The organism is Pseudomonas sp. PS01270 (genome assembly GCF_029959775.1).
Taxonomy (GTDB): domain Bacteria; phylum Pseudomonadota; class Gammaproteobacteria; order Pseudomonadales; family Pseudomonadaceae; genus Aquipseudomonas; species Aquipseudomonas atacamensis.
In genome coordinates this window covers 14787-38172 of record NZ_JASCPT010000051.1, presented here as the reverse complement: position 1 = coordinate 38172, position 23386 = coordinate 14787, and the positions used below count along the sequence as shown (strand labels likewise).

24 protein-coding genes are annotated in these 23386 nt (G+C 61.4%); 15 read left to right on the top strand and 9 right to left on the bottom strand.

Features of this window, described 5'->3' with window-relative positions; genetic code table 11:
- Positions 1-262 precede the first annotated feature (262 nt).
- Positions 263-655, bottom strand: coding sequence for a GFA family protein (locus tag QMX86_RS15625; RefSeq protein ID WP_122880104.1), 393 nt, complete (start codon positions 653-655; stop codon positions 263-265).
- 167 nt (positions 656-822) lie between these two features.
- On the opposite strand from QMX86_RS15625, the gene QMX86_RS15620 reads away from it, so the two are divergent.
- A complete protein-coding gene (locus QMX86_RS15620) occupies positions 823-1656 on the top strand; it encodes an AraC family transcriptional regulator (protein ID WP_282386895.1) in 834 nt (277 codons plus the stop codon).
- Positions 1657-1708: 52 nt separating this feature from the next.
- Here the strand turns inward: QMX86_RS15620 and QMX86_RS15615 are convergent, their stop codons facing one another.
- The 4 genes from QMX86_RS15615 to QMX86_RS15600 all read right to left on the bottom strand — a co-directional run bounded on the left by QMX86_RS15615 (position 1709) and on the right by QMX86_RS15600 (position 5788).
- Positions 1709-2296: a LysE family translocator gene (locus tag QMX86_RS15615; protein WP_282386897.1), complete on the bottom strand. Its 588-nt coding sequence runs from the start codon at positions 2294-2296 to the stop codon at positions 1709-1711.
- A gap of 182 nt (positions 2297-2478) precedes the next feature.
- The gene (locus QMX86_RS15610; RefSeq protein ID WP_273525612.1) at positions 2479-4716 is read right to left on the bottom strand and encodes an ATP-binding protein; all 2238 of its coding nucleotides are present in this window, start codon (positions 4714-4716) and stop codon (positions 2479-2481) included.
- Entirely contained in the window at positions 4713-5318 is a 606-nt protein-coding gene (locus QMX86_RS15605; protein ID WP_122708295.1) for a biliverdin-producing heme oxygenase, read from the bottom strand. Before QMX86_RS15605 ends, QMX86_RS15610 begins: the two co-directional genes overlap by 4 nt.
- 194 nt (positions 5319-5512) lie before the next feature.
- Positions 5513-5788 (bottom strand): hypothetical protein, encoded by a 276-nt coding sequence (locus QMX86_RS15600; RefSeq protein ID WP_282386905.1) that lies wholly within the window; start codon positions 5786-5788, stop codon positions 5513-5515.
- Between the two features lie 161 nt (positions 5789-5949).
- On the opposite strand from QMX86_RS15600, the gene QMX86_RS15595 reads away from it, so the two are divergent.
- Positions 5950-7068, top strand: a complete 1119-nt coding sequence (locus QMX86_RS15595; protein ID WP_282386907.1) for a carboxylate-amine ligase — start codon at positions 5950-5952, stop codon at positions 7066-7068.
- Here the strand turns inward: QMX86_RS15595 and QMX86_RS15590 are convergent.
- Positions 7050-7481: a VOC family protein gene (locus QMX86_RS15590; RefSeq protein ID WP_282386909.1), complete on the bottom strand. Its 432-nt coding sequence runs from the start codon at positions 7479-7481 to the stop codon at positions 7050-7052. The two genes, QMX86_RS15595 and QMX86_RS15590, sit on opposite strands and share 19 nt — an antisense overlap.
- A gap of 109 nt (positions 7482-7590) precedes the next feature.
- Between QMX86_RS15590 and QMX86_RS15585 the strand changes: the two genes are divergently transcribed.
- A complete protein-coding gene (locus tag QMX86_RS15585; protein ID WP_282386911.1) occupies positions 7591-8673 on the top strand; it encodes a bifunctional transcriptional activator/DNA repair protein Ada in 1083 nt (360 codons plus the stop codon).
- A 58-nt stretch (positions 8674-8731) separates the two neighbouring features.
- The gene (locus QMX86_RS15580) at positions 8732-9349 is read left to right on the top strand and encodes a DNA-3-methyladenine glycosylase (protein ID WP_110645841.1); all 618 of its coding nucleotides are present in this window, start codon (positions 8732-8734) and stop codon (positions 9347-9349) included.
- Positions 9350-9393: 44 nt separating this feature from the next.
- On the opposite strand, the gene QMX86_RS15575 is transcribed toward QMX86_RS15580, so the two are convergent.
- Positions 9394-10329 (bottom strand): LysR family transcriptional regulator, encoded by a 936-nt coding sequence (locus QMX86_RS15575; protein ID WP_110645842.1) that lies wholly within the window; start codon positions 10327-10329, stop codon positions 9394-9396.
- A 295-nt stretch (positions 10330-10624) separates the two neighbouring features.
- Between QMX86_RS15575 and QMX86_RS15570 the strand changes: the two genes are divergently transcribed.
- The 3 genes from QMX86_RS15570 to QMX86_RS15560 are packed head-to-tail and all read left to right on the top strand — an operon-like array spanning position 10625 to position 13206.
- Positions 10625-11323 carry a CoA transferase subunit A gene (locus QMX86_RS15570; RefSeq protein WP_110645843.1) on the top strand — a complete coding sequence of 233 codons (699 nt, stop codon included), beginning with the start codon at positions 10625-10627 and terminating at the stop codon, positions 11321-11323.
- Positions 11324-11347: 24 nt separating this feature from the next.
- Positions 11348-12013, top strand: a complete 666-nt coding sequence (locus tag QMX86_RS15565; protein WP_016774134.1) for a CoA transferase subunit B — start codon at positions 11348-11350, stop codon at positions 12011-12013.
- Between the two features lie 11 nt (positions 12014-12024).
- The gene (locus tag QMX86_RS15560; protein WP_282387772.1) at positions 12025-13206 is read left to right on the top strand and encodes an acetyl-CoA C-acetyltransferase; all 1182 of its coding nucleotides are present in this window, start codon (positions 12025-12027) and stop codon (positions 13204-13206) included.
- Positions 13207-13425: 219 nt separating this feature from the next.
- Here the strand turns inward: QMX86_RS15560 and cobF are convergent, their stop codons facing one another.
- Together cobF and QMX86_RS15550 are read right to left on the bottom strand one after the other, a co-directional pair.
- Complete coding sequence (cobF, locus tag QMX86_RS15555) at positions 13426-14181, bottom strand: precorrin-6A synthase (deacetylating) (protein ID WP_243243293.1); 756 nt, start codon at positions 14179-14181, stop codon at positions 13426-13428.
- The gene (locus QMX86_RS15550) at positions 14181-14591 is read right to left on the bottom strand and encodes a histidine phosphatase family protein (protein ID WP_348776307.1); all 411 of its coding nucleotides are present in this window, start codon (positions 14589-14591) and stop codon (positions 14181-14183) included. The genes cobF and QMX86_RS15550 overlap by 1 nt, the downstream gene beginning before the upstream one ends.
- A gap of 477 nt (positions 14592-15068) precedes the next feature.
- On the opposite strand from QMX86_RS15550, the gene QMX86_RS15545 reads away from it, so the two are divergent.
- From QMX86_RS15545 to QMX86_RS15510, 8 genes are all read left to right on the top strand, one after another.
- Complete coding sequence (locus QMX86_RS15545; protein WP_073475345.1) at positions 15069-15923, top strand: MurR/RpiR family transcriptional regulator; 855 nt, start codon at positions 15069-15071, stop codon at positions 15921-15923.
- 2 nt (positions 15924-15925) lie between these two features.
- Entirely contained in the window at positions 15926-16570 is a 645-nt protein-coding gene (locus QMX86_RS15540) for an isochorismatase family cysteine hydrolase (RefSeq protein WP_282386985.1), read from the top strand.
- Positions 16567-17898 (top strand): glutamine synthetase, encoded by a 1332-nt coding sequence (locus QMX86_RS15535; RefSeq protein WP_130929345.1) that lies wholly within the window; start codon positions 16567-16569, stop codon positions 17896-17898. Before QMX86_RS15540 ends, QMX86_RS15535 begins: the two co-directional genes overlap by 4 nt.
- Positions 17882-18634 carry an N-formylglutamate amidohydrolase gene (locus QMX86_RS15530; RefSeq protein WP_282386986.1) on the top strand — a complete coding sequence of 251 codons (753 nt, stop codon included), beginning with the start codon at positions 17882-17884 and terminating at the stop codon, positions 18632-18634. Before QMX86_RS15535 ends, QMX86_RS15530 begins: the two co-directional genes overlap by 17 nt.
- 54 nt (positions 18635-18688) lie before the next feature.
- Entirely contained in the window at positions 18689-20038 is a 1350-nt protein-coding gene (locus tag QMX86_RS15525; protein ID WP_122750625.1) for an APC family permease, read from the top strand.
- Between the two features lie 118 nt (positions 20039-20156).
- A complete protein-coding gene (locus QMX86_RS15520) occupies positions 20157-21173 on the top strand; it encodes an arginine N-succinyltransferase (protein WP_122708311.1) in 1017 nt (338 codons plus the stop codon).
- 49 nt (positions 21174-21222) lie between these two features.
- Complete coding sequence (gene astA, locus QMX86_RS15515; RefSeq protein ID WP_282386989.1) at positions 21223-22257, top strand: arginine N-succinyltransferase; 1035 nt, start codon at positions 21223-21225, stop codon at positions 22255-22257.
- A gap of 154 nt (positions 22258-22411) precedes the next feature.
- Positions 22412-23281 carry an oxaloacetate decarboxylase gene (locus QMX86_RS15510; RefSeq protein WP_016774123.1) on the top strand — a complete coding sequence of 290 codons (870 nt, stop codon included), beginning with the start codon at positions 22412-22414 and terminating at the stop codon, positions 23279-23281.
- Positions 23282-23386: the final 105 nt, after the last annotated feature.

Sequence of the window (23386 nt, the reverse complement as noted above, 5' to 3'; positions counted from 1 at the left end):
GAGCGAGCCTGCTCGCGAAAGCGTTCGTTCAGCCACTTACGTATTGACTGACCCAACGCCTTCGCGAGCAGGCTCGCTCCCACAGTTGGTATTGGGTATATATCCGCCAGAGACTGGTCGGCTGGAAGGCCGCCATCACTGGCAAGCCAGCTCCCACAGGGGTCAAGGTAGATCCGCTATTCATTCGTATCTTTGAGATAGCTATCGCGAGCAGACTCGCCCCCACAAAAATCGCAGGCGTGCTGAAAGTTGAATCAATCCCCTACCCCTCTGCCCGCCCTTTGCCTTCACGATCACCACGGTAATGCCTGGCCAGCGGAAAATCCGGCAGCCACGATTCACGCCGCACAATCCAGCTCTCATAGGTCGGCTTCAACTGATCCGGCGCATCCAGCGCGCCGAGGTTCACCTCGACCTCATCACCACTGCGATTGAACACCGACGAACCACAGCGCGGGCAAAAGTGCCGCCCTTGATACTCATGGGTTTCACCGCTGATGGTCACCGCGTCCTCAGGAAAAATCGCCGAGGCATGAAACAGCGCACCGTGGATCTTGCGACAGTCCAGGCAATGGCACAGTCCGACCCGGTAAGGCTCGCCAGAGGCTTGAAAACGCACATCGCCGCACAGGCATCCGCCGGTAAATGCAGTCATGGTTCAGCTCCATCGCGCTCGTGGTGTCACGCCCCCAGAGCCTATAACAGTCGGCGCTGCAATGCAGACGATGTTTCAGATGAAAGAACTCAATGTTGCCGCACTGCAACGGGCATTCGCCGGCCAGAGCTAATACACTCAGACGCTGACCTGCCGGGACGATCACGATGAAACACCCCACAGCGAAAAACCCCGAGAAAGCCCCGCGCTTCTGGCGCGACGACGCCCCGCCCTTCATCGAAGCGCGGGCGATCGCGGATGGGCGTGAAGTCTGTTATGCGCGGCATTCCCATGCGCATTTTTCCATCGGCGCGATCACCGCCGGGCGCAGCACCTATGTGCATGAGCAGGCGCAGTATGAGGTGGCGGCCGGCACCGTGGTGCTGATGAATCCCGGCGATGTGCACGCCTGCAATCCGATCGATGATCAGCCTTGGTCGTACGTGATGTTGTATGTCGAAACGCCGTGGCTGACGGATTTGCAACATCAGTTGGGGTTTGCCGGGGAGCTGGAATTCCGCCGGTTTAGCGACACGCATCTGACTGACGCCGAACTGTTTGGCAAGTTGATGGGGTTGTACGAGGTTCTGCTCGACGACCAAATGGAGGCGCTGGCGAAACACAGCGCGGCGGTTGAGTTTTTCAGTGATTTGCAGGGGCGCCTTAATCCGGCGGACGAGCCCGTTGCAGAGCCGAATTTCAAGCTGGAGCGCGCCGCTGATTTCATCCGTGGACATTGCACCGAAGTGCTGAGCCTCGAGGCAATTTGCGCGGCGGCGCAGCTATCGCCGTCATACCTGATTCGTGCGTTCAGGCAGCGTTTCGGTATGACGCCCCATGCCTTCCTGGTCAACCAGCGCATCCAGTTCGCCCGCGAGCGCTTGCGCAGCGGCCAGTTGATTGCCGATGTCGCGCTCCAGGCCGGGTTTGCCGATCAGGCGCATTTTCAGCGAGCGTTCAAACAACATCTGGCGGCAACGCCGGGGCAGTATCGCGGCTGACTTTTATCTCCCGTACATGCAAACCCCTGCACTCGTCAGCTCCTACAGCAAATCAGGTGATCAGCAGATAACCCGCACTCACCGCCAGCAACAACGCCATCAACCGATTGAACCAGCGCATCCCCGCCGCATTGCCCAGATACCCGCGCAAAAACGTCCCGGCATACGCCCAGCAGCCCACCGACACATAGCAGATCACCAGATACACCGCCGCAAATTGCCAGACCAGCCGCGCCTCGCCGTCGGCGACAAATGCGCCCATGCCGGCCACGCATGCCAGCCAGGCCTTGGGGTTGAGCCATTGCATCACCGCGCCATAGAGCATCGACGGTGCGCGGCCGGATTCGCTGGTGTTCAACTGGCCGTCATCGCTGGCCAGTTTCCAGGCCATGAACAACAGAAACGCCACCCCGGCCCATTGCACCACGCGGGTCATGAATGGCCACAACTGCAAGACCTCATGCAGGCCCAGGCCCATCAGCACCAGCAACAGCACAAAACCCAGCGTCGCCCCGGCGACATGCCGTTGGCTGGCGCGGAAACCGTACTGCGCGCCTGAACTCAAGGCGACGATATTGACCGGCCCGGGGGTGATGGATGCGGCGAGGGCAAACGCCGCCATGGAAAGAATCAGACTCATTGCACACCTGCTTCAAACGAGGAACGAGGTGGCTACGGTAGCGAGCGGGGGATTTGCGGTATTGAAGAAAATGACCCTGAGGCTGCGAATCTGATCGTTCCCACGCTCTGCGTGGGAATGCAGCCCGGGACGCTCTGCGTCCCATTCAGAGCGTGGGAACGATCGAAACCTACAAGGGGCACTCAGGCCAGGCGCGGCACGGTGAAGCGGAATTCGCTGCCCTGCCCCGGCTCGCTCTCGGCGACGATCTGTCCGCCGTGGGCTTCGACGATGCCTTGGGTGATGTACAAACCCAGGCCCGTTCCGGTCGGGTTGCCTTCCTTCATCGTCCAATAACGATCAAACACATGCGGCAAGTGCTCCTTGGGAATGCCTTCGCCACTGTCACGCACGATAAACACGATCTCGTCGCCCACCGATTTGGCGTGCACGCCGACGGTGCCCATGCGCGGGGTGAATTTGATGGCGTTGCCGACCAGGTTCGACAACACCTGAAACAGCCGCTCCGGGTCGGCGTGGATGCGCAGGTCAGGATCGGCCTGGAAGGAAATGCTGATGTCCTTGTCATGGGCCAGAGGCGACAGCAACGCTTGGGCCTCTTCAAAGATGTGCCCGACCACCAGCGCCTGCGGGGTGATGGAGTAACGTCCGGCGTCGATTTTCGAGGTATCGAGCAGGTCTTCCAGCAGCGTGTTCATCCGCGCCGTGGCCTGCTGCATGGTGTCGATTGCAGTGGAGATACGCCGCGAAGTGTGCGCGCCTTCCGAGCTGAAGGCTTTCTGCATCATGCCGCAGAGCATCGAAATCACCGTCATCGGGTTGCGCAGGTCGTGGGAAACCACCGCCACCAGATCATCGCGCGCCTGCACAGCCGCCTGCTCGCGACGTACCTGACGGGCCAGATCGTTTTCCAGCGCCGAACGGCGCAGGTCATTGGCGGCGAACCGGTCACCGTGGCTCCACTTGGTGGAGATCCCGGCCATCTCGACCTTCCAGATCTCGAACGAGGTACGCGGACGCAGGCGCATCCCGGCGTCGGAGTTTTCCAGATCCAGCGGCTTGCGCGGGTCGCCGCTCCAGTTGATGTTTTCCTTCACTTCCGGACGGAACCACAGCACGCCGTTGTCCACCGGTTTCGGCAGGCTCATGGCGAGTACACCACTGGCTACAGACTGATACTGCGCCGCCGGCGGGTAAACGCTGGACAGGTGATGGCTGGCAAACACCGGCTCGCCGCGCGCCTGCAACCATTTGTGCAGCGCGCGAATTTCTTCCGGTTCAGGGCAGTTGCCGTAACGGTGCAATTGCTTGTCTTCGATGATCGCGATGCCGCCGGCATTGACCAGTGCCATCAGCGTTGCTGGCTGCTGGGCAAGGCCGTCGAAAACGTTTTGCGGCGAATCGACCATCGCCTGATTGAGCCGCGCCAGCGCTTCGACCTTCTCTTCACGCTGGCGGGTCAGTTCAAGGGTTTCCATGGCACTGATCTGCAGCGACAGAACCTGGCCGATGGTCTGGCAAGCCATGCGCAATTCATGCGGCACGTGCAGCGGCTGGCGATTGCCGCAGCTGATCAGGCCCCAGAGCTTGTCGCCCTTGAGCAGGGAAATGCTCATCGACGACAGCACGCCCATGTTCTTCATGTACTGGCAGTGAATCGGCGAGACGCTGCGCAGCGTGGCGAAACTGAGGTCCAGCGGCGTCTGCGTGTCCGGGCGCAGCTTCGGCACCAGTGGCACCGGCTGATAATCGGCGTTGGGGATGATCCGCAGCCAATTGGTGCGGTACAGCTCGCGCGCCTGCTCGGGAATGTCCGAAGCCGGGAAGAACAGGCCGTTGAACACTTCCATCGACGGATCGGACGCTTCGGCGATGACCTGACCGTGGCCCTCTTCCTCGAAACGATAGATCAGCACCCGGTCGTAACCGGTCATCGCCTGGATTTCCTTGACGCTGATGTCGTACAGGGCCTGCAGCGTGGTCGCCGCTTGCAGGCGCTGGAGCATGCGACCCAAGTGAGTGCTGACCCCGGCGACGTTGCGCGGCTGGAAATTCTTCACATGAATTTCCAGCTCGAGAATCAGCACGCCCTGATGGCGGTGCAGCAAACCTTCGAATTCAGTGCCGTTGAGCTCGAATCGCAGCGGCGCCGCCTCGGAAAACGCTGCCTGCTGCAAGGCTTCGAGCACGTGCGCGGTATGTTCGGCGCCGATCAGGCTGTGCAGCGGCTGGCCGATCAAGGATTCGGGCGCGCGGGCCAGCAGGGTTGCGACGTTGGCGCTGACCTGAATGATCTGCAGCGCAGGCTCGGTCAGGGTCAGCAGCAGGCCATGGGGCTGGATCGCGCCAGGAAAGCGGATCGGCTCGTCGGCACAGTTGGCCAGCAGTTCTTCAAAGGCTTGTGGGTCTTGCGGGTTCATGCCAGTACCTCCTGGCGCTCGAGCCAATGCTCGAAACAGCTGAATGTGGTTTGTGCTGCGCTGACCACGGCCGCGCGTTCGCTGGCCGCCATGGGCCGGTTGCTCAGGTATTCGATGAACTCGCGCCAGCGCCGCCCGGTGGCCGCGCCGTAAACATCGAGGAAGGCAGCGCCATTGTCGGCGTCCAGATTCAGCCGCGCGGCGATCTCCCGACGCAGGATCTGCCCGCCGAGAGTCGCGCCTTCGAGCACGTACAAAACGCCGAGACTGGCGGCGCTGGAGTCAATGACTGGCAGATCTTCACACAGCGGCAAATCATCAGCGGTTGCCCCCAGTGCGCGCAGGTCGGCGCGCAGGGTGTCAGCCTTCAGACGAGGCAGCAGATTGAAATCGTCCGGGACCGCGCCACTGGCGAGCAAAGCCTGTTCGAGTGGCTGATAGAACCCGTAATAGGCCTGCATCAAGCGCTCGAAAGCGGGGGTATCGAGGGTATCGGAGAAAAAAGGAAGGCGTTTTTCCAGTGCGATGTGCAGTTCGGCTGTGCCGGCCCGCAGATCTTGCAGCACCGGTGGCACATAAACCTCACGGGCCTTTGCTTGCATGTAGATCGCTCTTGGTGGGACCCGGCAGGGGCCATTCTGGGTGGGCTCGACGTGGGGGGAATTTATCACGCCACGCAGCTTTTTCTGCCTGCCGAAGCGTTTTTTCTGTCGAACTGCGACCCTATGACAGGTTCAGAGTGGCGCCGGATCAGAAAAGTTCGACCGACGCCACTATCCCGCCACTGCTGACCACCTCAATCAGCGCCGTCGTTCTGCACCGATGGATCGCCGTTGGCCGGTACGCTGCTGTCGGCAACGGGTTTCGATGGGTTGTTTTTTTCGGCCTTGGGATAACCGGGCAGACCGCGAGTATCGTCCGGCGTCATGACATCTTCGTTGTCACGGCTCACATCCCAGTCGGTGGTGGCGTTAGGGTCTTCATCACGCCCGGCCGTGCCGATGGCGAAGCCGTCGTCGTTGGGATTGACGGTTTGGTTAAGCGCTTTGTCGTTGCTGGATGGGTTGCTCATGTCTGCCTCCAGAACACGTTGATCGGACTTGTTTGGAAACGCCTCGGCCGCTCAAGTGCAATGGACAAGACCAACGGTGCATTCGCGGGGCACTGGTCGCCTGGCGTGAACCACCGCAACGGCGCACGGTTCTCAAGAGAAACACTTGCTCGAGCACCGTCATGAGCCACCCGCGATTCGGCATTGAGGAAGAGTACTTTCTCACTGACCTGCAGAGCCTGCGCATGGTCGGCAGTCCGCCGCCACAGGCCATCGAGGCTTGCCGGGCGGCGCTGGGTGTGTGGTTTGCCACAGAGATGTTTCAGGGCCAGATCGAGGTGGCTTCGCCGGTATTCAGCGATTTCGAACACGCCAGTGATTTTCTGCGTGGCAGCCGTCAGGCCTTGCGCACGGCCCTGGAGCCATTTGCTCTGGGCATGCTCAGCGCCGGCAGTCATCCGCTGGCCGACTGGCGCGAGCAGGTTCCGACCGACGAGGAACACTTCCGGTATCTGTTCGAACGCTACGGCCATGTCGCCCGCCGCAGCGTGTTGTCGGGCCTGCATGTGCACGTCGAGGTGGCAGAGCCGCTGGATCGCATCGCCGTGATGAACGAAGTGCTGCCCTGGACGCCGCTGCTGTTGGCGCTGAGCTGTTCGTCGCCGATCTGGGATGGCGCCGCCAGCGGCTTCATGAGCTATCGGCAGACCGCGTGTGACGAGTGGCCACGCATGGGCATCCCGCCGCTGTTTGCCGATCAGCGCCATTACGACGAACACTTGGCGTTTCTCATGCGCATCGGCGCGATCAGCCAGCCCGGCGAGTGCTGGTGGGGCATGCGCCCGGCGGCGCGTTTTCCGACCCTGGAACTGCGCATGACCGACGCTTGCCCTCGGGTCGATGATGCGCTGACCCTTGCGGCGTTTTTCCGCGTATTGGTGGCTCATGCCAGTGCGCAGCGGCGGCCCGGTTTGCTGTACGACCAGACCGCGCGTTCGATGCTGGAGGAAAATCGCTGGCGCGCCAAACATCAGGGGATTCATGCGCGCTTTTTGGTCGAAGGCATCGACGGCGACTGTTCGCTCGCGCAGTGGCTGGGGCTGGCCGAGCAGCGCTTTGCCGAGACGGCGCAGATACTGGGCGCGGCGCAGTTGTTCGAGCGTGCCCGGGCGATCATCGACAGCGGCACCAGCGCCGATCGGCAACTGGCGCTGTTCAATCTGGCGTCTGAACAAGCGCAAAACGGCCGTTCGGCCCTCGGGCAAGTGGCCGAGCAGCTGCTTCAGGAAACCGCTGGCTGAACGCTCTCGGACGGGCCTTTGAGTTCGACCTGATTGCCGTCCGGGTCAAAACAGTAAAGCGACAAGCCGTAACCCTCGGCGCCGAAACGCCTGGCGGCTTTCTCCACGGTCAGACCGAACGATTGCAGGTGAGCGATGAGCGCGGCTTCATCGAACCGTTCGATGCGCAGGCAGAAGTGGTCGACATTACGTCGCTGCGCCTGCGCCGCGCCACCGCCCTTGCGCCCGAGTTCGCCGTGCAAGTCGACCAGATCGATCATCGACGTGCCGGCGCGCAAATGCACCAGCCCTAGCGGCTGGTTGTGCCTGACCACTTCGGCGCCGAACACCCTGGCGTAGAAATCGATGCTGCGTTGCAGGTCGGCGACGCGCAGAACGATGTGATCGATGCGCTGAATGGAAAACGGATGCATGGTTTGGCTTCCTCGAAAGCGGCGACCCGCCCATTGTGCTGTACAAGGGAAAAAATTCACTGTCGATTTTTCGGTGGAGCCATCGACAAAGCGGATTTACTCTCACGTCATGAACATACCAGCCGCTGTCCTGCCGCCCCACGCCGAAATGGTTCGCGCCATGCTCGAGCGCGACACTGCCTATGAAGGCGTGTTCTTCACCGCCGTGAAAACCACCGGGATCTTTTGCCGCCCCAGTTGCACGGCGCGCAAGCCGAAACCGGAAAACGTCGAATTCTTCGCCCACGCCGACGAATGCCTGTGCGCCGGTTACCGCGCCTGCCTGCGCTGCAAACCGCTGGACGCAGCGGCCATCGCCCCGGACTGGGTGCAGCGCCTGCTCAACACGGTGGACGCCGATCCCGAACGGCGCTGGAGCGATGCCCAATTGCTCGCCGAGGGCATCGAACCGCTGAAACTGCGGCGCTGGTTCAAGCAGCATTTTGGCATGACCTTCCACGCCTGGCTGCGCACACGGCGCCTCGGCATGGCCCTGGGCGGGATCAGGCAAGGCACGTCGATCGATCACGCGGCGTTCGACTCCGGCTACGAGTCGCTCAGCGGTTTTCGCGATGCGTTTCAGAAGTCCTTCCACATCACCCCGGGCCGCGCGGCCAATAGTGAACCGTTGCTGTTCACCCGCCTGACCACGCCGCTGGGGCCAATGATCGCCATGGCCGAGCGCCGTGGGCTGGTGTTGTTGGAATTTCTCGATCGCCCGGCGCTGACCCGTGAAGTTGAAGCGCTGCAAAACCGTTACGGCTACGCGATTGCACCGGGGCATAACGCCCACTTGCAGCAGATCGAGGTGCAACTGGCGGATTACTTTGCCGGCAAACTCACTCAGTTCAGCGTGCCGCTGCACCTGCCCGGCAGCGCTTTTGCCCGTGAGGTGTGGGCGGCGCTGCTGCAAATCCCCTATGGCCACACCAGCACGTACGGCGCCATCGCGGCAGGCCTGGGCAAACCCGGCGCCAGCCGTGCCGTCGGCCTGGCCAACGGGCACAATCGCCTGTCGATCGTGGTCCCGTGCCACCGAGTGATCGGCGCAGACGGCTCGCTGACCGGTTATGGTGGCGGACAACCGCGCAAGGCGTTCCTGCTCAGGCTGGAAAACGCCGCGCTGCAAATGACTCAACAATTGGCTTTTTGAGCCATGCGATCCAACGCGCAAACAGGGATTTCGATGAGTACGTCCGTATCACCGCAACATGGCTGACACGTATGAGATGGCCAGCGCTTTTCTGGCCGCGATAGACGCTGATTGGCTGCGCCATGTCAGCGCCGTCGGCCCGTGCCTGCATCAGCCACATCCGGCGCGCGATCCCTATGAATCGCTGGTCCGGGCGATTGCCTATCAGCAACTGCACGCCAAGGCCGGCGATGCGATCCTTGGGCGTTTAGTGGGGTTGTTTCCCGGCCAGGCGTTTCCGCGTCCGCAGCAGATTCTGGCTACCGAGGTCGAGCGACTGCGTGCTTGTGGCTTTTCAGCGAGCAAGATTGCGACGATTCAAGGGATCGCCCAGGCGACGCTGGACGGCGTGGTGCCGGATTACCCGACTGCACGGGCGATGGACGATGAAACCCTGATCGAACGCCTGACCAGTTTGCGCGGTGTCGGCCGCTGGACCGTGGAGATGCTGTTGATCTACAGCCTCGAACGCATGGACATCCTGCCGGCGGATGATTTTGGCGTACGTGAGGGATATCGGCGCTTGAAGGGACTGGAGGTGCAGCCGACGCGCAAACAGATGATCGAGATTGGCCAGGCGTGGAAGCCTTATCGGACGGTCGCGGCCTGGTATCTGTGGCGCGTGGCCAAGGCTTAGACCGCATTATCGTTCTTCGCGAGCAGGCTCGCTCCCACACTGAATCAGCGTTCGGCGCTCTGTTTCCGCGCTTCTGGGGTGAGGGGGAAATCGAACTGGCGCTGCAAATCTTCCGCCTTGAGAATCTCGAACAGCGCCTGCGCCGCCGCCGACAGTTCATTGCCCGGCTCGGTCAACACGCCAATCGCCCGCTCCACAGAATCATTCAAGGTCAGGCAATGCGCGCCCAGCTCACGCATCTGCCCCGCGCACAATGCCGGCACCGCGCTGACCCCAAGCCCGCTGGCAACCATTCGCCCGACCGTCGCCAATTGATGGCTCTCGAATTCCACCGGCAACTTCATTCCGCGCGCCTGCAAATGCTCTTCCAGCATCACCCGCACCGTTGATGGCCGCTGCAGGGTGATGAACGGTTCCTGCAGCAAAGTCTGCCAATCGATGTCGGCGCGACCGGCCAGCGCTGAATCGGCCGGCACCACGGCGACAAAGCGATCGACATACAGCGGCGTGAACGTCATCGATGTGCTCTGCATCGGCGCGAACGCCACACCGAGTTCAACCTGACGATCGCGGACCATTTCCAGCACTTGCTCGTTGATCACGTCGTTGACCGTGACGTTGACGTTCGGATAACGCGCGCGGAAGCTCTTGAGAATCGGCGGCAGCAGATTGCCGGCAAACGACGGCATCGCCGCCAGCGTCACACGTCCGCGCTGAAGGCTGAAACGCTGGCGCATCTCGTCTTCGGCGTTGTCCCAATCGGCGATCAAGCGGCGCGCCAGCGGCAGCAGGGACTCGCCTTCCGGGGTCAACGCCACGTTACGCGTGTTGCGGCTGAACAGGCGCCCGCCCAGGCCCTCTTCCAGCGCTTTGATGGTCAGGCTGAGCGCTGACTGCGACAGGTGCAGACGCTCGCAGGCCACGGCAAAGCTCAGGCTATGGGCCACGGCGAGAAAGGCACGGATCTGTTTGATGGTCATGTCGCTTTGCTCCAGTTGCAAGCTGCAAGCGTCAAGCTGCAAGCCGTGATGCGATGGCCCTGATCGTTCCCACGCTCCTGCGTGGGAATGCAGCCCGTGACGCTCCGCGTCACTGGACGCGGAGCGTCCCAGGAGGCATTCCCACGCGGAGCGTGGGAACGATCATCGCCGAACGCGTATTAGTGAGATTTATCAATCAATCAACCGCAAAAATCAACTTAACAAATATATTCCGCAGAGAGACACTCCAGTCATTCGGCTAGCCAGCCGCCCGCAAATAATAAAAGAGGTGCCTATGGCAGGTTTCGACAAGCGTGTGTATTCCTACGAGGAAGCGATGGCCGGGCTGGAAGACGGCATGACCGTCATCGCCGGCGGCTTTGGCCTGTGCGGCATTCCGGAAAACCTGATCGCCGAGATCAAGCGCAAGGGCACCCGTGACCTCACCGTCGTTTCCAACAACTGCGGCGTCGATGGTTTCGGCCTTGGCGTGCTGCTCACCGACCGCCAGATCAGCAAAGTCATCGCTTCCTACGTCGGCGAGAACAAGTTGTTTGAAGAGCAACTGCTCAAGGGCGAGATCGAAGTTATCCTCACCCCGCAAGGCACCTTGGCCGAGAAGATGCGCGCGGGCGGCGCCGGCATTCCGGCGTTCTTCACCGCCACTGGCGTTGGCACCCCGGTTGCTGAAGGCAAGGAAGTGCGCGAGTTCAAGGGCCGCAAATACCTGATGGAAGAATCCATCACCGGCGACTTCGCCATCGTCAAAGGCTGGAAGGCCGACCATTTCGGTAACGTCGTTTACCGTCACACTGCGCAGAATTTCAACCCGCTGGCCGCGACCGCCGGCAAGATCACCGTGGTCGAAGTCGAAGAAATCGTCGAGCCCGGCGAACTCGACCCGACGCAGATCCACACCCCGGGCATCTACGTCGACCGGGTCATTTGCGGCACGTTCGAAAAACGCATCGAACAGCGCACCGTCCGCAAATAATTCAGGCCTACGGAGAACAACAACATGGCACTTACCCGCGAACAAATGGCTCAGCGCGTCGCCCGCGAAATGCAGGACGGCTACTACGTGAACCTCGGCATCGGCATTCCGACCCTGGTCGCCAACTACATCCCCGAAGGCATGGAAGTCATGCTGCAATCGGAAAACGGCCTGCTCGGCATGGGCCCGTTCCCGACCGAAGAAACCATCGATGCCGACATGATCAACGCCGGTAAACAAACGGTGACGGCTCGGATCGGCGCGTCGATCTTCAATTCCGCCGAATCCTTCGCGATGATCCGCGGCGGCCATGTCGACCTGACCGTCCTTGGTGCCTTTGAAGTGGATGTTGAAGGCAACATCGCTTCGTGGATGATCCCCGGCAAACTGGTCAAGGGCATGGGCGGCGCGATGGATCTGGTGGCCGGCGCCGACAACATCATTGTCATCATGACCCACGCGTCCAAGGACGGTGAGTCCAAGCTGCTGGCCAAATGCAGCCTGCCGCTGACCGGTGCCGGCTGCATCAAGCGCGTGCTGACCGACCTCGCCTATCTGGAAATCGAAAATGGCGCTTTTGTCCTCAAGGAACGCGCACCTGGCGTCAGTGTTGAGGAAATCGTCGCCAAAACCGCTGGTAAACTGATCGTCCCGGATCACGTACCGGAAATGCAGTTCGCTGCCCAGTGAGGAATTCGCACATGCAAGACGTCGTCATTGTTGCCGCCACGCGTACCGCGATCGGCAGTTTTCAGGGCTCCCTGGCCAATGTATCCGCAGTAGACCTGGGCGCGGCGGTGATCCGCCAATTGCTCGAGCAGACCGGTCTGGACGGTGCGCAGGTCGATGAAGTGATCATGGGCCAGGTGCTCACCGCTGGCGCCGGCCAGAACCCGGCACGTCAGGCCGCGATCAAGGCTGGCCTGCCCCATGCCGTACCGGCCATGACCCTGAACAAGGTTTGCGGTTCGGGCCTCAAGGCTCTGCACCTGGGCGCGCAAGCGATCCGTTGCGGCGACGCCGAGGTGATCATCGCCGGCGGTCAGGAAAACATGAGCCTGTCCAACTACATCATGCCGGGCGCGCGCACCGGTCTGCGCATGGGCCACGCGCAAATCGTCGACACCATGATCAGCGATGGCCTGTGGGATGCGTTCAACGATTACCACATGGGCATCACTGCCGAGAATCTGGTCGAAAAGTATGAGATCAGCCGCGAACAGCAGGACGCCTTTGCTGCCGCTTCCCAGCAGAAAGCTGCCGCTGCGATCGAGGCCGGGCGCTTCGTTGATGAAATCACGCCGATCCTGATCCCGCAGCGCAAAGGCGATCCTGTCGCGTTCAAGGTCGACGAGCAGCCACGCGGCGATACCAGCGCAGAATCTCTGGCAAAACTGCGTCCGGCGTTCAAAAAGGACGGCAGCGTCACCGCTGGCAACGCCTCGTCGCTGAACGACGGTGCCGCCGCTGTGATTCTGATGAGTGCCGAGAAAGCCAAAGCGCTGGGCCTGCCGGTTCTGGCCAGGATTGCTGCCTACGCCAACGCTGGCGTCGACCCGGCGATCATGGGCATCGGCCCGGTATCGGCGACCCGCCGCTGCCTCGATAAGGCCGGCTGGAACATCGACCAGCTCGACCTGATCGAAGCCAACGAAGCGTTCGCTGCGCAATCGCTGGCCGTGGCCAAGGACCTGCAATGGGATCTGGACAAGGTCAACGTCAACGGCGGCGCCATCGCCCTCGGCCACCCGATCGGCGCATCAGGTTGCCGGGTACTGGTGACATTGCTGCACGAAATGCTCAAACGCGATGCGAAAAAAGGTCTGGCGACCTTGTGCATCGGCGGCGGTCAGGGTGTGGCGCTGGCGCTGGAACGCGGCTGATAAAGAGTTCAAGGTTGACGGCGGATCCACGACATCCGCTGTTGGCTGGCAACAAAAAACCCGGTGCGATTTGCGTTGCACCGGGTTTCTTTTTGCCTGTCTACAATCGGTGGTGAATGTTCTGACTCCTTCGCGAGCAGGCTCGCTCCCACATTCTGCAACGCATTTCCCTGTGGGAGCGAGCCTGCTCGCGAAAGCGATTGTTCAGGCGCCAACCACTCAAGGCTTGCGTAACAGATAGGTATCCATAATCCACCCATGCTCCGCCCGCGCCGCTTTGCGCACCCGTTCTATCTCATCGGCGACATCCGCCAGCCGACCGCTGAGCAGAATCTCGTCCGACGTGCCCAGATAAGCGCCCCAGAAAATCTCGGTCTGCCGATCCGCCACCCGCTGGTAGGAATCCTCGGCATCCAGCATCACCACCAGACTGTCCGCTTCACCCACCTGCCCCGCCGCCAATCGCCGGCCTGTGGTGATTTCTACTGAGCGACCAATCGTGTTCAAAGGTATTTTGTGCTGCGCAGCCAGGGCCTGAACGCTGGTGATCCCCGGTATCACTTCGTATTCAAACTGACAGCGGCCTGATGCCTGAAGTGCCTGAAAAATCCGCAATGTGCTGTCGTATAACGCCGGATCGCCCCAGATCAGAAATCCGCCGCACTGGCCGTCGGACAATTCTTCATTGATCAGCCGCTCGAAGGTCTGCTGCTTGGCGCGATTCAGTGCATCGACGCTCGCCGTGTAGTCGACATCGCCGCGCTCGCGCTCCGGACTGCTGGCTTCGACAAAGCGATAAGCGTGGCCGGTGATGTAGCGCTCGCAGATCTCCCGGCGCAGGTCGATCAGCGTCTGCTTGCTCTGGCCTTTATCCAGCAGAAAGAACACATCGACCCGATTCAGCGCTTTCACCGCCTGCATCGTGATGTAGTCCGGATTGCCGGCGCCAATGCCGATGACCAGCAGCTGTTTCATCAGAATTCCTCGTCAAGGGCCATGCCCGGCAAGCGTAGTCGCCAGATGCCATTGAAGCGCAAGTCGATCATCGCCAGCGGTTCGATGTCGATTGCGTGGAACGCCGCGCCTTGCAGCACCTGCATCAGCGCCGCGCGCATGACGAACGGATGGGTGACTGCCACTACATGTCTTGGGGTTTCGGCGATGGAGTCCAGCCACATTGAGACCCGCTGCGTCAGTTGCCTGACTGATTCGCCGCCATGGGGTGCCGCTTCAGGATCGGCCAGCCAGGCTTGCAAAGCCTGGTTTTCGTTGGCTTGCAGATCCTTGATCGACTGGCCGTGCCAGCGTCCCCAATCGCAATCGCGCAGGGCTTGATCAATCTGCGCATCGACGCCAAACCATGCCGCCGTTTGCTGAGTTCTCAACTCCGGGGCACACACCAGCCGCCGTGTTACCGCCAATCGCGCCCTGAACGCGTCGGACGGAACAGCCAGATTTTCAACAGGCTCGTCCGTAGGAAAACGCGCTAGTTTCTGTGCGACGGTTCGCGCATGGCAAATCAGTGTCAAACGGCTACTTGGCACAAGCAGGTTCTCGGTCGAAAGATAAAACAAACAATGGCACACAGCCGATACGCGTCGCATTGTGCCGTAAAACCTCAGCGTTCAGGGTTGTCACCGGCCCGTCGCTGAGCTTGGGATAGGTAATGTCTGACACAGCAATCGGCAAAGGACTACAACAGCGCGCTACTTCGACGTAGCCCTTATTACACGGGCACCTTGCACACTTTTGGTGCTCGAAAAACCTGTACAAAAATTAGCTAGACATGTAACACCCATTACATAAATACTCGTTTAACGGATTGTGAAACGAATTCGACACCCCATCCAGCAGGAGCCCGGATGCCCCCTCTCAGAGACCTGATCACCGACCCCGGCCTGGACCTGACGCCATCGGAGCGCAAAGTTGTTCGCGCCCTGCTCGATCAGTATCCACGCAACGGTCTCGGGCCTATGGCGCGACTGGCCGAACATGCCGGCGTCAGCGATCCGACCATCGTGCGCCTGGTGAAAAAGCTCGGTTTCGGCGGTTATGCCGAATTCCAGGAAGCCCTGCTCAGCGACATGGACCATCGCCTGCGTTCACCGCGCACCTTGTTGCAACCGCGCTCGCAGCAGAACAAGGACGATGCCTGGGCGCATTACCTGGCGGACAGCCAGCGCTTGCTGATCGACACCCAAGCCCTGACCCAGCCTGAAGATGTGCGCATCCTCGTGGAATGGCTGCTCGACAGCCGCCATCAGGTCTACTGTTTCGGTGGCCGCTTCAGCATTCTGCTCGCCAATTACCTGCTCAACCACTTGCGTCTGCTGCGTCCCGGCTGCTTCGCCCTGGAAGACAACGCGCTGCTGCCTGACCGCTTGTTCGACCTGCAACGTCAGGACGTGGTGCTGGTATTCGACTACCGGCGCTACCAGACTCAAGCTTTGCGCGTTGCGCAGGCAGCGAAGAACAACAACGCGCGAGTGGTGTTGTTCACCGATGTCTACGCCTCGCCGCTGCGCGAATTGGCCGACCTGATCATCAGCGCACCTGTGGAATCGGCATCGCCGTTCGACACCATGGTACCGGCGCTGGCGCAGGTCGAGGCGTTGATCGCCTGCCTGACCTTGCGCGTGCCGGACCCGGCCGATCGCCTGGAAGGCATCGATGCCCTGCGCAACGACTTTGCGACTCACCTGCTGGAGGACAAATAAGGATGTTCAGCCTTCCCCACCGCTCGCCTCGGGACCTGCCGTTTGCGACCGACCACACCGCTTTGCTGCTGGTGGACATGCAGCGCGCCTGGCTCGAACCGCAATTCGACCCACACCTGAGCGGCGCGGATGCCGAGTATTTTCTCCAGCGCACGCGCAGCCAAGTGGTGCCCAACCAACAGCGTCTGCTGGGCGCCTTTCGTCAGGCGCAGCAGAACGTGCTGCACACGATTATCGAAAGCCTGACCGCCGACGGTCGCGACCGCTCGCTGGATCACAAACTGTCGGACATGCACCTGCCCAAGGGCAGCGTGCAAGCTCAGGTCATCGCTGAACTGACCCCGACCGAAAACGAAATCGTGCTGCCGAAGACCTCCTCCGGGGTGTTCAATTCAACCAACATCGATTACGTGCTGCGCAATCTGCAAACCCGGCATCTGATCATCGCCGGCATCGTCACCGACCAGTGCGTCGACATGGCCGTGCGCGATGCCGCCGATCGTGGCTATCTGGTCACGCTGGTGGAGGACGCCTGCGCCACTTACACAGCTGAACGCCATCACGCCTGCCTCAACGCGATCAAGGGTTACTGCTGGATCACCGACACCGACACCGTGCTCGGCCGTTTGCAGGAGATGCAGCCATGAGCCCGCGCCTGACGCCTTTACCGATGACCACGCTGGTGACAACCGATCTGATCGGCATCACCCGGGGCCGCTCGTTTCCCAGCGATGAGCTGGAGCATTACCAGGCAGCGGGTTGCGGCTGGGTCCCGGCCAACAGCGCGTTGACGCCGCAAGACATCATCGCTTCGAGCAATCCCTGGGGCGCGTATGGCGACCTGCGGCTGATTCCCGATCTGAGCAGCCGCGTCACTGTCGGCAGCGGCCCGGACGCCAATGCGCCGGTGCTGGATTTCATTCACGCCGACATTCGCGAGACCGACGGCCAGGCCTGGGGCGCCTGCCCGCGCACATTGCTGCGCGATGAAATCGAGCGCTATCACGATGAGTTGGGGTTGCAGGTCAACGCCGCCTTCGAACATGAATTCAACCTGCACGCTGGCGTGGCTGAACACGCGGCGTTCTCTCTCGAAGCGCAGCGTCAGGGCGCCGAATTCGGCGGCTGGCTGCTCAGTGCGCTGCGCGCGGGCGGGGTCGAGCCGGAAATGTTCCTGCCGGAATACGGCAAGCATCAATACGAAATCACCTGTCGACCGACTCTTGGCGTGGCGGCGGCGGATCGCGCGGTCAACGTGCGCGAAATCACCCGGGAAATCGCCCGGCAAATGGGCCTGGATCTGAGTTTTGCGCCGAAGACCGCCGCCGAAGCGGTGTGCAACGGTGTCCATCTGCACGTCAGCCTGCTCGATCTGGCCGGCCAGCCGATGCTCTACGACGCTGGCACCAGCAACGGCCTGTCGAGCATCGGTCAGCACTGGGCTGCCGGAGTCCTGCATTTTCTACCGGCGCTGTGCGCATTCACCGCGCCGACGCCGCTGTCCTACCAGCGTTTGCAGCCGCACCACTGGAGCGCGTCGTATGCATGCCTGGGGCAGCAGAACCGTGAAGCGGCGCTGCGCATCTGCCCGACTGTGACCTTGGCCGGCAAGTCCGCCGCGCAGCAGTTCAACCTGGAATTCCGCGCCATGGACGCCACTGCCTCGCCGCATCTGGCCATGGCTGCGCTGCTGATTGCCGGGCGGCTGGGCATCGAACAGCGTCTGGCGCTGAACGCGGTTACCGATGAAATTCCCGATTCACTCAACGACGAGCAACGCAAGGCCCGGGGCATCGTCGCCCTGCCCGCCTCGCTGGCCCAGGCGCTGGATTGCCTGCGTGACAGCGCAGCCTTCAACGAATGGCTGCCCAAGCCGTTGCTCGACACTTATTACGCCCTGAAAACCGAGGAACTGGCGCTGACGGAACAGCTCTCGCCCGCTGACCTGTGTGAGCACTATGCACGCCTGTACTGAATCCGCCGAGCTTGGGTTGTACACCCGCCCGGTCTACACCCTGAGCCGCGAGGACTCGACGAACCCGTTGATCCTCGTGTGCGAACACGCCAGTCGCTACATCCCCGAGGCCCTGAACAATCTGGGCCTGGACGAGGCGGCCGCGCGCGAACATATCGCCTGGGACATCGGCGCGCTGCAACTGGCTGAACAGTTGTCGGAACAGCTTGGCGCTACCCTGCTCAGCGCCAACTATTCACGGCTGTTGATCGACCTCAACCGCCCGCGCCATGCGCCGGACAGCATCCCGCTGCAGAGCGAGATCTACCCGATACCCGGCAATCGCGAGCTGGATGAGGCGACCCGCGAGTACCGGCGCCAGGCGTTGTTCAAACCGTTTCATGCGCGCTTGCAGACCTTGATCGACGAACGCATTGCCAAAGGTCTGCCGGTGCGGGTGGTCGGTATTCACAGTTTCACCCCGGTGTATTACGGCCAGCCGCGACCACTGGAAGCCGGCGTGTTGTTCGGCCAGGCCCAGGACTATGCTCAGCGTCTGCTCGACGGACTGCAAGCGCACCCGCTGAAAGTGGCGGGCAACCAACCGTACAGAATTGATCCCTTGGGCGACATGACCGTGCCGGTGCACGGTGATGCCAGGGGCCTTGAGGCGGTGCTGATCGAGGTGCGCAATGATCTGCTGCGCAGCCCCGAAGCGGTTTCGCGCTGGGCAGGTTACCTCGCACCTTTGCTTTAAACGATGGACCGATAAAACATAAACCGACCGATGGCTGACAAGGAGTTGCGCTTCATGGAAATTGAAGAATTCGGCTACAAGCAAGAGTTGAAACGTAGCCTGACGCTGACCGATCTGGTGGTGTACGGGATGATCTTCATGATCCCCATCGCCCCGTTCGGTGTGTATGGCTACGTCAACGCCGAAGCACCGGGGATGGTGCCGCTGGCGTACATCATCGGCATGGTGGCGATGCTGTTCACCGCCCTGAGTTACGGCAGCATGGCCAAGGCCTTTCCGGTTGCCGGCTCCGTATATTCCTACGCGCAACGCGGCCTTAATCAACACGTCGGCTTCATCGCTGGCTGGCTGATGCTGCTCGATTACCTGCTGATTCCGCCGCTGCTGTACCTGTATTCGGCGATGGCGCTCAACCATTTGTACCCGGACATTCCCAAGGTCGGCTTCATCCTGGCGTTTCTGGTCAGCGCAACATTCGTCAACCTGCGCGGCATCACCTTCACCGCGCGGATGAACATGCTGTTCCTGCTGGCACAACTGGTGGTGCTGGGCATCTTCCTGTTCTACGCCTGGAACGCCCTGCACGACGGTGGCGGAAATGGTGAGCTGACACTGGCGCCGCTGTATCACCCGGAAACCTTCAACTTCGCCCTGCTGATGCAAGCCGTGTCGATCGCCGTGCTGTCGTTCCTCGGCTTCGACGCGATCTCCACCCTCGCCGAAGAAATCAAGGAAGATCCGGGCCGCAGCGTCGGCAAGGCAGCGCTGATCACCCTGGCGGTGATGGGCACGATTTTCGTCGTACAAACGTGGATCGCCACCGATCTGGCAGCGGGCATGGGCTTCAAATCCGCCGACACCGCGTTCTATGAAATCGCTGAAATTGCCGCCGGCAGCTGGCTGGCGACCCTGACCGCCGTCGCCACGGCGCTGGCCTGGGGCGTCGCCGTGGCAATCACCTCGCAGGCCGCCGTCTCGCGCCTGCTGTTCGGCATGGCCCGCGACGGCAAGCTGCCGAAGGTGCTGGCCAAGGTCCACCCGAAACACAACACGCCGTACCTGAGCATTTATCTGGTGGCGGTGTTGTCGCTGCTGATCTGCTACCTGTTCATCGACGCGGTCGACATTCTCACCTCGCTGATCAACTTCGGCGCCCTCAGCGGTTTCATGCTGCTGCACCTGACGGTGATCAACCACTATTGGCGTCGGCAGAAGTCGGGGCAGTTTGTGCGCCATCTGCTCTGCCCGGTGATCGGCTTCATCATCGTCGCCGCCATCATGTACAACATGGGCGTCGATGCACAGAAACTCGGCCTGATCTGGATTGCCCTGGGCCTGGTGTACCTGTTCTTCCTCAACAAGCTCGGCGCCAGCACAGCGCTGCCCGATCCGAGCAAAGGCTGACAAGAAAAAGAGCGGCGTCTGACAACAAATCAGGCGACCGCCGATTCAACGCGTGGAAACCGACAGTGATAGTCAGGTTCGGCGAATGGGCCGAACCTTTTGATACAGGAGTACATCCATGCTGGTCTTACGCCCAGTCGAGCAGAATGATCTGCCCCAGCTACAGCGCCTGGCCCGCGAGAGCCTGATCGGCGTGACTTCGCTGCCGAATGACAGCGAACACCTGCGCGAAAAAATCGCCGCGTCGTGCGCGTCTTTCGACAGCGCCGCCACAGCCCAGGGGCCGGAAAACTATTTCTTTGTACTGGAAGATCTCGAACGCCAGCAACTGGTCGGCTGCTCGGAAATCCTCGCCACCGCCGGCTTCAAGGAGCCGTTCTACAGCCTGCGCAACCGTCATTTCACCAGTGCTTCGCGGGAATTGAACATTGAGCATGGCGTGCCGGCGTTGTCGCTGTGCCATGACCTCAGCGGGCATACCTTGCTGCGCGGTTTCCACATTGACACCGCGTTGGTGCGCACGCCGTTTTCCGAACTGCTGTCGCGGGCGCGCCTGCTGTTCATCGCCGCGCATGCGCAGCGGTTCTCCGAGGCGGTGATCACCGAGATCGTCGGCTACAGCGACGAGCAGGGGCATTCGCCATTCTGGGATGCGCTGGGCAAGCACTTTTTCGACCTGCCGTACGCGGAAGCCGAGCGCCTGTGCGGCTTGCAGAGCCGCACGTTCCTTGCCGAACTGATGCCGCAATACCCGATCTACGTGCCGATGCTGCCGCAAGCGGCGCAGGATTGCATCGGCCGCGTGCACCCGGACGGCCAGGAAGCGTTCGACATCCTCGCGCGGGAAGGCTTCGAAACCAACAGCTACATCGACCTGTTCGACGCCGGCCCGACCCTGTATGCGCGTACCGCAAACATTCGCTCGATCGCTGACAGCCAGACCGCCATTGTCCGCCAACAAGTATCGACCGACGCCCGTGGCCGTTACCTGCTGAGCAACGACGCCCTGCATGACTACCGCGCGATGGTCACCGAACTCGACTATCACCCTGATCAACCGCTGCCCCTGACACCCGCCATCTGCGCGGCACTGAAGGTCAGCGATGGCAGCTCGATACGGCTGGTCGCTCTGTGAGCCGCGTTAGCCATCCGCGCCTGAATCGGTACGCCAAAGGAGTTGGAGCATGATTGTCCGTCCGGTAAAAGTCAGCGACCTGCCTGCCTTGATGACCCTCGTTGAACAGGCAGGGCCAGGTTTCACCACCCTTCCCGCCAATGAGGACCGCTTGGCGCACCGGGTGCGTTGGGCACAACGGGCGTTCGCCGAACAGGTGGAGCGCGCCGATGCCGATTACCTGTTTGTCCTCGAGGATGATGAGCAGCGCGTGGTCGGTGTCAGCGCGATGGCCGGCGCCGTTGGCTTGCGCGAGCCCTGGTACAACTACCGGCTGGGGGTGACCGTCAGTTCGGCGCCGGATCTGGGTATTCAGCGGCAGATTCCGACGTTGTTCCTCAACAACGAACTGACCGGCCAATCGAAGCTGTGCTCGCTGTTCCTGCGCCATGACCAGCGCAACGGCAGCAATGGCCGCCTGTTGTCGCTGGGTCGTCTGCTGTTCGTCGCCGAATTTCCGCATCTGTTTGGCGAGAAGATGATCGCCGAACTGCGCGGCAGTGCCGATGAAAATGGTTGCTCGCCATTTTGGGACAGCCTCGGCCGGCACTTCTTCCAGATGGATTTCACCCACGCCGATCACTTGTCCGGCCTGGGCAACAAAGCCTTTATCGCCGAACTGATGCCGCGCCAGCCGCTGTACACCTGCCTGCTCACCGAACAGGCGCAGGCCGCGATCGGCCAGACTCACCCGAACACCCAGCCGGCGTTGAAGATTCTTCAAGCCGAGGGTTTCACGCACAAAGGCTATATCGACATTTTCGACGGTGGCCCGGTCATCGAAGCGCCGATCCGCAGCATCCGCACGGTGCGCGACAGTCTTGAACTGACCCTGAGCCTCGGCACCCCGGACGAGCAGGCGCCGCTATGGCTGATTCACAACCGCCGCCTGGAAAACTGCCGCATCACCGTGGCGCCCGGGCGACTGGTGGGCAACAGCCTGATGGTTGATCGTCTCACTGCCAAACGCCTGCAACTTCAGCCGGGCAATTCAGTGCGCGCAGTGCTCCTGCCCCATCAACAGCATCACGCCGTGGCGGCCTGATATTTCCGGCACGGGAGATTAAACCTTTCAGCCGCCAGTCCTGCCGCGCAAATTCGTCATGATTCTTGACCCATTCGCGTGATAGCCTTTTCATTCTTCGGCGTTGACACCTTTGCTCAAGCCTTTCCATTCCTTATGTATTGGTGGAACTCGTATGACCAGGCTTTCCCATCAAGATTTGCGCCGCAATTTCCGTCAGCTGCTGGCCTCCGACACCTGCTACCACACGGCTTCGGTGTTCGACCCGATGTCGGCCCGTATCGCCGCTGACTTGGGTTTTGAAGTAGGTATCCTCGGCGGTTCCGTGGCTTCGCTACAGGTGCTCGGCGCACCGGACTTCGCCCTGATCACCCTCAGCGAATTCGCCGAACAGGCCACGCGCATCGGTCGCGTCGCCCAATTGCCAGTGATCGCCGACGCCGATCACGGCTACGGTAACGCTCTTAACGTGATGCGCACCATCGTCGAACTGGAACGCGCCGGCGTCGCTGCACTGACCATCGAAGACACCCTGCTGCCCGCGCAATTCGGGCGCAAATCCACCGACCTGATCACCGTAGCCGAAGGCGTCGGCAAGATCCGCGCGGCGCTCGAAGCCCGGGTCGACACGGAAATGGCGATCATTGCCCGCACCAATGCCGGCATTCTGCCGAACCAGGAAATCATCAGCCGCACCCGCCAATATCAGGCGGCGGGCGCTGACGGTATCTGCATGGTCGGCGTGCAGGACTTCGATCAGCTGGAACAGATCGCCGAGCATCTGACCGTGCCGCTGATGCTGGTCACCTACGGCAACCCGGCCCTGCGCGACGACAAACGCCTGGCCGAACTGGGCGTGCGCGTGACCATCGACGGCCATGGCGCCTACTTCGCCGCGATCAAGGCCACCTACGACAGCCTGCGCGAGCAGCGGCAGATCTTCACCCAGGCCTCCGATCTGAGCGCGACCGAGTTGACCCACACCTATACCCAGCCGGAGGAATACATTCTCTGGGCCAAGGAATACATGAGCGTCAAGGAGTGATGCACACGCTGTACCGGCCCCTTCGCGAGCAGGCTTGCTCCCACAGTTGAAATGCGGTCACCTGTGGGAGCGAGCCTGCTCGCGATAGCAACGGCCGCTACACCG

Coding starts and splice junctions, on each gene's coding strand:
- QMX86_RS15625 (WP_122880104.1), bottom strand. CDS start 655: ATGACTGCATTTACCGGCGGATGCCTGTGCGGCGATGTGCGTTTTCAA.
- QMX86_RS15620 (WP_282386895.1), top strand. CDS start 823: ATGAAACACCCCACAGCGAAAAACCCCGAGAAAGCCCCGCGCTTCTGG.
- QMX86_RS15615 (WP_282386897.1), bottom strand. CDS start 2,296: ATGAGTCTGATTCTTTCCATGGCGGCGTTTGCCCTCGCCGCATCCATC.
- QMX86_RS15610 (WP_273525612.1), bottom strand. CDS start 4,716: ATGAACCCGCAAGACCCACAAGCCTTTGAAGAACTGCTGGCCAACTGT.
- QMX86_RS15605 (WP_122708295.1), bottom strand. CDS start 5,318: ATGCAAGCAAAGGCCCGTGAGGTTTATGTGCCACCGGTGCTGCAAGAT.
- QMX86_RS15600 (WP_282386905.1), bottom strand. CDS start 5,788: ATGAGCAACCCATCCAGCAACGACAAAGCGCTTAACCAAACCGTCAAT.
- QMX86_RS15595 (WP_282386907.1), top strand. CDS start 5,950: ATGAGCCACCCGCGATTCGGCATTGAGGAAGAGTACTTTCTCACTGAC.
- QMX86_RS15590 (WP_282386909.1), bottom strand. CDS start 7,481: ATGCATCCGTTTTCCATTCAGCGCATCGATCACATCGTTCTGCGCGTC.
- QMX86_RS15585 (WP_282386911.1), top strand. CDS start 7,591: ATGAACATACCAGCCGCTGTCCTGCCGCCCCACGCCGAAATGGTTCGC.
- QMX86_RS15580 (WP_110645841.1), top strand. CDS start 8,732: ATGGCTGACACGTATGAGATGGCCAGCGCTTTTCTGGCCGCGATAGAC.
- QMX86_RS15575 (WP_110645842.1), bottom strand. CDS start 10,329: ATGACCATCAAACAGATCCGTGCCTTTCTCGCCGTGGCCCATAGCCTG.
- QMX86_RS15570 (WP_110645843.1), top strand. CDS start 10,625: ATGGCAGGTTTCGACAAGCGTGTGTATTCCTACGAGGAAGCGATGGCC.
- QMX86_RS15565 (WP_016774134.1), top strand. CDS start 11,348: ATGGCACTTACCCGCGAACAAATGGCTCAGCGCGTCGCCCGCGAAATG.
- QMX86_RS15560 (WP_282387772.1), top strand. CDS start 12,025: ATGCAAGACGTCGTCATTGTTGCCGCCACGCGTACCGCGATCGGCAGT.
- cobF (WP_243243293.1), bottom strand. CDS start 14,181: ATGAAACAGCTGCTGGTCATCGGCATTGGCGCCGGCAATCCGGACTAC.
- QMX86_RS15545 (WP_073475345.1), top strand. CDS start 15,069: ATGCCCCCTCTCAGAGACCTGATCACCGACCCCGGCCTGGACCTGACG.
- QMX86_RS15540 (WP_282386985.1), top strand. CDS start 15,926: ATGTTCAGCCTTCCCCACCGCTCGCCTCGGGACCTGCCGTTTGCGACC.
- QMX86_RS15535 (WP_130929345.1), top strand. CDS start 16,567: ATGAGCCCGCGCCTGACGCCTTTACCGATGACCACGCTGGTGACAACC.
- QMX86_RS15530 (WP_282386986.1), top strand. CDS start 17,882: ATGCACGCCTGTACTGAATCCGCCGAGCTTGGGTTGTACACCCGCCCG.
- QMX86_RS15525 (WP_122750625.1), top strand. CDS start 18,689: ATGGAAATTGAAGAATTCGGCTACAAGCAAGAGTTGAAACGTAGCCTG.
- QMX86_RS15520 (WP_122708311.1), top strand. CDS start 20,157: ATGCTGGTCTTACGCCCAGTCGAGCAGAATGATCTGCCCCAGCTACAG.
- astA (WP_282386989.1), top strand. CDS start 21,223: ATGATTGTCCGTCCGGTAAAAGTCAGCGACCTGCCTGCCTTGATGACC.
- QMX86_RS15510 (WP_016774123.1), top strand. CDS start 22,412: ATGACCAGGCTTTCCCATCAAGATTTGCGCCGCAATTTCCGTCAGCTG.